Below are 6,018 nucleotides of genomic sequence, written 5' to 3' on the forward strand. Positions count from 1 at the left end.
AATTACCTCCAAGGCAAAAACATAGTCCTACTATTCGAAAAGACATCTACAAGAACAAGATGTTCATTTGAAGTAGCAGGAATGGACCTTGGTATGGGAGTAACATATCTTGATCCAGGATCAAGCCAAATGGGTAAGAAAGAATCAATAGCTGATACTGCAAAAGTTTTAGGTAGATTCTACGATGGTATTGAATATAGAGGATTTAGACAAGATTTAGTCGAAGAATTAGCTGAAAATGCAGGTGTACCAGTGTGGAACGGCCTAACAGACAAATGGCACCCAACTCAAATGATTGCTGATATGCTTACAATCAAAGAAAACTTTGGACACTTACGTGGGCTAAACTTTGTATACATGGGCGATTGCAGAAACAATATGGGTAACTCCTTAGCTGTAACATGTGCAAAACTTGGCATTAACTTCACAGGTTGTGGTCCAAAAGACCTATGGCCAGAAGAAGATGTTCAAGAATTAGCAAGAGAATTTGCTAAAAAACACGGCTCAAAAGTTGAGTTTAGCGAAGATGTAATGGCAAGCACCAAAGATGCTGATGTAATCTATACAGATATTTGGGTATCAATGGGAGAACCAGAAGAAGTTTGGGCTAGTAGAATAGAACAACTTCACCCATTCCAAGTTAACCAAAAGGTAATGGACAATGCCAAAGAAGAAACAATCTTCATGCACTGCCTCCCATCTTACCACGACCTAAACACAATCGTAGGCAAGGACATCCATGACAAATTTGGCGACAAATACGAACTAAACGGTATGGAAGTTACAGAAGAAGTATTCCTATCACACAAATCTAAAGTATTTGATGAAGCTGAAAACAGAATGCATACAATAAAAGCTATAATGTATGCGACCCTTAAATAAGAAAATATTAACTAAGAATACTATTTCTACAACTGACCTCCAAAAGTTAGGCCAAAAAACTAACTAAAGGAGGTCAGTTTTTAAATGGCAAAATATAGTACAGAATTCAAAATAAAATTAGTAAAAGAATATTTAGAAACAAACATCTGATATAAAAATTTCCTACCCCTAGGAGTAGGAAAGGAAAAAGAAATACTAGAGCTAGTTTAGTTCTATCTCTGGCATTAGGTCCAACCTTATGGGGCCAGCTTATAATTAGCAATCAGTTTTTGTTTGCATATAATTATAATAAATGAGTTTAAAACTAATACTTACTATAACTTAGTTTATAGTAAGAATAAACTAATAGAAAGGGAATATGAAAAAAGAAAATAAATCCTTGTACCCCTTTATCGGTAAAGAAATAAAAAACATCAGGAGATTTAGTAATATAACACAAGAAGAACTATCTAATATAAGCGGGGTAAACAAGGATACTATTAGAAAAATTGAAAATGGATATACTGATGCTAATGTAGTTACTTTAATGCTACTTTTAGAATCTTTGAAAATAGATATAAATGATTTTAGCAAGATTTTTTCTAATTCAAAAGGTTCTACAATTAGTAATATCAAGACCATATATAATAGCATTGAAGAAAGTCTTTTAGTCTATGACTACAAAAAAATCCAAAAACTACTTAATAAAGTTTCGGAAATAGACTATTCTTTTTTACCAGATAGTACATTTAAAGAAGTAAAATCAAAATACTTGCTATACAATTCTTTTGTAGAAACTAGTCTAAATGAAAATTATAGTGGAAGTTTGGATTTAGCATTCCAAGCTATTGATGTGTATATCAATAATTTTAGTTTAGGCAAGATAGACAATTATAAATATAATGATTTGCAGAAGAGAATACTAATGAATATAGCAGGTATTAATAATCAAATTGACATTGAAAAATCGAATGATATATATAGTTCACTTATATCGATAAATAAAGCAGACAGAATAAATAAATATTTGGTATACAACTATATTAATACAAAATTTGTTTTAGGTAACTATGAAGAAGCACTTAAGCTAAATGAACAACTAATTAAATCTTTAAAGAATCATGATATCAGATTCTATACTTTGGTATTATTCCAAAAAGGATTAATATTGCAAAAATTGGGGCGTAATGAATTAGCTTATGAATCTTTTGAATTCTCACTCCAATTGTCATTATTCTCTTCTAACTATAAATTAAATAGCAAAATAAAATCTATAATTCAGGATTTAAACTAACTTACCCCGATTTTTATCGTATTTACTTTATATTTCTTTCATGATAGTTTATATACAAGTTAACCTAATAAATAAGAGGAGAATATATGAAGAAACTTATCTACTCTTTACTAACATTACTATGCTTTATTAGTATTAATAACATAAGTGATGATACAGAACATATAATAACTATACAAAGTTATCAAGATTTATTAAGTGAGGTATGATTATGAATAAAAAAATTAGAAGATTGAGGAAAGTTTTTGCTTTAAGTTTGTCTTTACTAGCTATTACACCAGCTATAGTAAATGCAGAAACAGTATATTTTAAAGGCACTCCTATTAACTGGGAACATGGAAGAAAATATGGGGTATATAGTTATTCTGATGTTTATACAAGATATTATGACCATGCAGCTACGGCTAACAACGTTTTTTCAGGTTGGAAAGCACCTGATGAGGGCAGCGCATATGCTCAAAAATTTGTTGGCACAGGTAGTGCTACAGCTTATTGGGATGCTAGATAATTAGGGAAGTCTTACTATGCATAGTAAAGAAAAAAAGAATAATAATTGGTTAAAGTATATAACCTATTTAGTAATAGTATTGCAAGGAATAATATTTTCCTTGCTTTCTACTTACTATCTAAATGAAAACTACAGAGAAAAATTGTACACAACTCCCCAAGATGCCCCAGTGATAGATATTAGATATATTGGAGAAGATAAAACTATCAATGTTCTTAATTTTTTAGAGGAGTATGCAAATAAAAATAATATTTTATTAGTAAAAACTGAAGATATACTTGATAGTAAGGGATATACTATAGGAGAAAGGATCTTGCTAGCTGGAGATTATAATAGTAATAAAGATAAGCTTGATCTTAGTTTTATGAATCAAAAGCTAGTCAAAGACGATGATATTAACAAATTATTAAGCTCTAATGAAGACTTAAGCATAGGATATGAAAGCTCTAGTATTAATATGATAAGAGATATTCCTAAATTCGTTTTAGGAGACAATATTGTTATTAAATCTCTTTTACCACAAACTTTAAATACTAATAATATTAATGGAAACTACCGACTTGTTGGTGCTAAGCAAGAAGATAAAGATATCATAATTAAAGCTTTATCTGAAATAACAGGTATTAGTAGAGAAAAATTCTCAGAAAACTTAAGTGGATCTTATTTAGATAATTCCTTTAAAGAAAGTATCTTGATAGGACTTTTTTTATTAACATTACTACTTCTGTTTTCCTTATTTATTATAAATTCTGTAAGAAGTATAAGGGAAATGGGAATTTACATACTTCAAGGATATAGTAAAAAAGATTATGTGTTTAAAATCTTTACTCCATTTATAAATGTAGGGTCTATAAGCTCAGTAATGCTTGTATTATATGGCCTTATTTTAACTAATTTTTCTTTTAGAAGTCTTACATTTATAAGTACGATGTTTTTGTATGGTGTAGTTAATTTTATAATTATTCTTTTATTAGTATGTGTATCTTCTATAGTAATGCTTACAATATCACCAATAGATGCTATCAAAAATAGGATATCCACCAAGAAATATATAATTATGGCTTTGACTTTATTTCTCCTATCTAATATAGCTATGGTATTTATGGCAATTTACATAGATGGACCTTACAAAGAGATAGAGGAGAACAAAAGGCTATCAATTAACTGGAAGGAAGTATCTGACCTATATATTTTAAATGAACTAAATGTAGGAGATGATCAAAAATCTTTTACTAGAGAATCTAAAGCAATACATCAAGACTTTTATGACTGGTATAAATCAATTGAAGGAAAGGATGGAGTTTATATAATTAATACTTCATTTACATCAGATGAAACTATTTATGATTTAAAGCAAAAAGGTGTATACAAGTCCTTGCCAGATAAAGCCTTCTGGGAATTTATAGCTAGTCCAAATTATCTAAATAAGATAGGAATAAATATAGATGATAATGTGATTAATGAAGCTTATAATGGATCTCGAATTTATCTAATACCTAGCTCATATAGTAATCATGAAAAAAACAAGATGGAAAAATATATCTTGGAACGAGATAATGTCGATTTTAGAGATGATGATATAAAGACAGCCTATATGAATAAGAAAAATCTTAAATTTTATACTTATGATAATGATAGAGATTTATTTACCTATAACACATCCGTAGAAGATTCTAACTATACAAAGGATCCTATTATAAATATCGTTACTAGTGAGAATATGATATTTAGGGAATCGGAGAGCATTAATGCAATGGGGCTAGCTAATAGCTTTGTAAAGCTGAGTTATGATGCTAAGAATAATTACACTAATTATAATTATTTAAGAAAATATAATCTGTCTGACAATTTACCTTCATATTTACCAATTGAAAAACATGTAGATGGAATTCAAAAAACATTACTAATTACCATAAGATTATTCTTATCTTTAATTATAATGCTTGGAACAATATGTCTCATTTTACTTTATTCTAGCATAGTTCTATTTAGAATAATGAATGATGAAGAAATAAATATCAAAAGATTTTTAGGTTATACAAATAATAAAATATATAAGAAAATCAATATATTTGTAATCATAGTTTTATTGATAGACTTCATAGCAGTAGCAATCTATAAGTCAAAAATAGGAATACTGCTTATAACTTTACTTGCTGTGATAGAGTTTATATTTCTTTATAAAACATATAGTAAAAATCAATTTAGTAAGTTATTGGACTACCTAAAGTCTTAAGGGGGAGATTATGAAAAGTATAGAGATAAAGAATTTAAATAAGTCTTATGGAAACAGAAATATAATTAATGACTTATCATTTGATATAGATAAGAACGAGATAGTAGCTCTTATTGGTAAATCTGGTTCTGGAAAATCTACAGTCTTAAATATGATAGGTCTTTTAGAAACGATAGATAGTGGTGAAATAAAAATAAAATCTCAGATATTGCCGGATATAAATAGCAAAAAGGCAATGATGATTCGTAGAAACACTATCAATTATTTGTTTCAATCCTACGCATTAATAAATCATAAAACTGTTTTAGAAAATCTTTTGATTTCTATGGAGTATACAAATTTAAAAAAATCGGAGAAGCTAAATTATATAAGAAACACTCTAAAAGATCTTGGCATAGATAATCTAATTGAATCTCCTGTTAACACTCTATCAGGTGGTGAGGCTCAAAGAGTTTCTCTTGCCAGATGTATTGTAAAACCAGGTGATATAATTCTTGCTGATGAACCTACTGGCTCTCTTGATCCTAATATGAGCCATACTGTATTTGATTTACTGCTTAGATTAAGAGAAAATTATGATAAAACTATCCTTATTGTAACGCACGATATGGATTTAGCTAAAAACTGTGATAGGGTAATAAGCTTAAATAAATAAAAGTAAAATAAAAGAATCTGGTCTATAAAATACTGGTTCTATAATAAATCGTGTTGGTAGAAGTAAATTATACAATTTCTACATCAAGGGTATATTTTACATCACCAGCTGATCTTAGAGATCCTCTATGTATTACTTGGAGGATTTGCATTTAGACTATAATTCCCAAGTATCTTATAATAATGGAACTTTTGTCTACCAAGCTTTGGCTAGTAAAGGACAAAGAAATAGCAGATTAGGCTTTAACACTAACTCTGCTATTAGGTCCAACTTTGTGGGGTTAGCTTACCTGCTGGCAGCTTTATTATGGGAAAAAACTCCAAGATTTGATATAATTATCAAAGGAGGAAGTTATGGGAATAAGATTTAGAAAAAGTATAAATTTAGGCAAGGGCTTTAGGATAAACATGTCAAAGACTGGTCTAGGATTTTCCTGGGGAGGAAAGGGATTTAGACTAACCAAA

At 29.1% G+C, this 6,018-nt stretch carries 6 protein-coding genes; all 6 read left to right on the plus strand.

What is annotated here, in order from left to right:
* Positions 1-882: ornithine carbamoyltransferase (argF, locus tag MRZ08_RS01495; RefSeq protein WP_297378499.1), on the plus strand; the 882-nt coding region annotated here is incomplete at its 5' end.
* A gap of 358 nt (positions 883-1,240) precedes the next feature.
* On the plus strand, positions 1,241-2,155 hold the full coding sequence (locus tag MRZ08_RS01500) for a helix-turn-helix transcriptional regulator (RefSeq protein WP_297378502.1): 915 nt from the start codon (positions 1,241-1,243) through the stop codon (positions 2,153-2,155).
* A 211-nt stretch (positions 2,156-2,366) separates the two neighbouring features.
* Positions 2,367-2,663: a hypothetical protein gene (locus MRZ08_RS01505; RefSeq protein ID WP_297378505.1), complete on the plus strand. Its 297-nt coding sequence runs from the start codon at positions 2,367-2,369 to the stop codon at positions 2,661-2,663.
* Between the two features lie 16 nt (positions 2,664-2,679).
* Complete coding sequence (locus tag MRZ08_RS01510; RefSeq protein ID WP_297378508.1) at positions 2,680-4,899, plus strand: hypothetical protein; 2,220 nt, start codon at positions 2,680-2,682, stop codon at positions 4,897-4,899.
* A 10-nt stretch (positions 4,900-4,909) separates the two neighbouring features.
* A complete protein-coding gene (locus MRZ08_RS01515) occupies positions 4,910-5,554 on the plus strand; it encodes an ATP-binding cassette domain-containing protein (RefSeq protein ID WP_297378510.1) in 645 nt (214 codons plus the stop codon).
* Between the two features lie 353 nt (positions 5,555-5,907).
* Positions 5,908-6,018, plus strand: a 111-nt coding sequence (locus MRZ08_RS01520) for a DUF4236 domain-containing protein (RefSeq protein ID WP_297378513.1), incomplete at its 3' end; no start/stop codon positions are given.

Source organism: Anaerococcus sp., assembly GCF_022770135.1.
Taxonomy (GTDB): Bacteria; Bacillota; Clostridia; order Tissierellales; family Peptoniphilaceae; genus Anaerococcus.

Bases quoted from the DNA above. Each gene is read 5' to 3' on its own strand.
- MRZ08_RS01500 (WP_297378502.1), top strand. From the start codon at position 1,241: ATGAAAAAAGAAAATAAATCCTTGTACCCCTTTATCGGTAAAGAAATA.
- MRZ08_RS01505 (WP_297378505.1), top strand. From the start codon at position 2,367: ATGAATAAAAAAATTAGAAGATTGAGGAAAGTTTTTGCTTTAAGTTTG.
- MRZ08_RS01510 (WP_297378508.1), top strand. From the start codon at position 2,680: ATGCATAGTAAAGAAAAAAAGAATAATAATTGGTTAAAGTATATAACC.
- MRZ08_RS01515 (WP_297378510.1), top strand. From the start codon at position 4,910: ATGAAAAGTATAGAGATAAAGAATTTAAATAAGTCTTATGGAAACAGA.